Consider the following 967-nt stretch of genomic DNA (forward strand, 5'->3'; position numbering starts at 1 on the left):
CATTTACCCCTCTCGCGATTGGCGTCCACTCCAACGATTCCGTTTGACGCTGAATCCCGATTTCGTGATAAACAATAGCTCGCGCTGAACTCTTGCGCGGCAATGCGTCTTTGGTGTCTTTGGTCTTAACCAAAATTACGGATGCCGAGTTAAGGCACGCACGCAACGCAGGATTGAGCGGTGAAATTTTTATCAACGCGGTTCGGACAACTTCTTTAATAAGCTCTCGCCAAGGCAGCCCTTGCTTAAGTGCCCATGGTGCATCTTCCCCACCACCTACCGGTCCAAACACAAACGGAATCTTGAGGCCACCAAGAAAGCTAGGAGTACGAAACACGCCATAAGTCAAATGAATAACGGCGTCAAATCGATGCAATCGATGCAGGCCGCGCGCAAAGGGCAAAAGGCTATATTGCCATGCAGAAAACAGCAGTTGGGCCGTTTTTGAATTTAGCGGGATTCTTTTTAACCAAACTGGGCGATAGAACTCAAAGCGCAACCCAGGCACGGGCCGCAGCTCAAGTTCATTCTCTATTTGGTTTCGACGGGTCTCATCGGTCACCGCAACTACATGGTGCCCCGCGCGAGCTAATTCGACAGCCCAACGCCAGCCGACGCCAGTTTCACTGCCAGTATTGGGCGCGCATGCAAAGACCGAAAGCAAAATCTTCACTGGATATCTCAGCTCGTTTCACGATGACGCTTGGCAAGCAGCGCCCGATAGATCGCACTGAGATAAGGTTTGGCAAATTCAAGCGGCCAAGTTCTGCCGTAGTTACGCCTGACGTATGTGTACCAAGCACGCGGAGGAACTTGCTTTGGACTACAGACGTGGCGAAGTCTTGCCCGCACGCTTCGAGCAATCGGAGCCGACAGCACATTTGGCGGATTACGCTCGCAGATTCCTACGAATCCCGGCGCCATCCTCACATTAAAGCCGGCCGCTGTGGCACGCATGCCATTGTCC

General features: G+C 52.6%; 2 protein-coding genes. Both read right to left on the reverse strand.

Features of this window, described 5'->3' with window-relative positions:
* Positions 1-673: glycosyltransferase (locus ACXRVZ_RS27650; RefSeq protein ID WP_458233135.1), on the reverse strand; the 673-nt coding region annotated here is incomplete at its 3' end.
* An 8-nt stretch (positions 674-681) separates the two neighbouring features.
* Positions 682-967 (reverse strand): hypothetical protein (locus ACXRVZ_RS27655; protein ID WP_458233136.1); only part of this gene is annotated, 286 nt, incomplete at its 5' end.

The organism is Roseateles sp. P5_E8 (assembly GCF_054177665.1).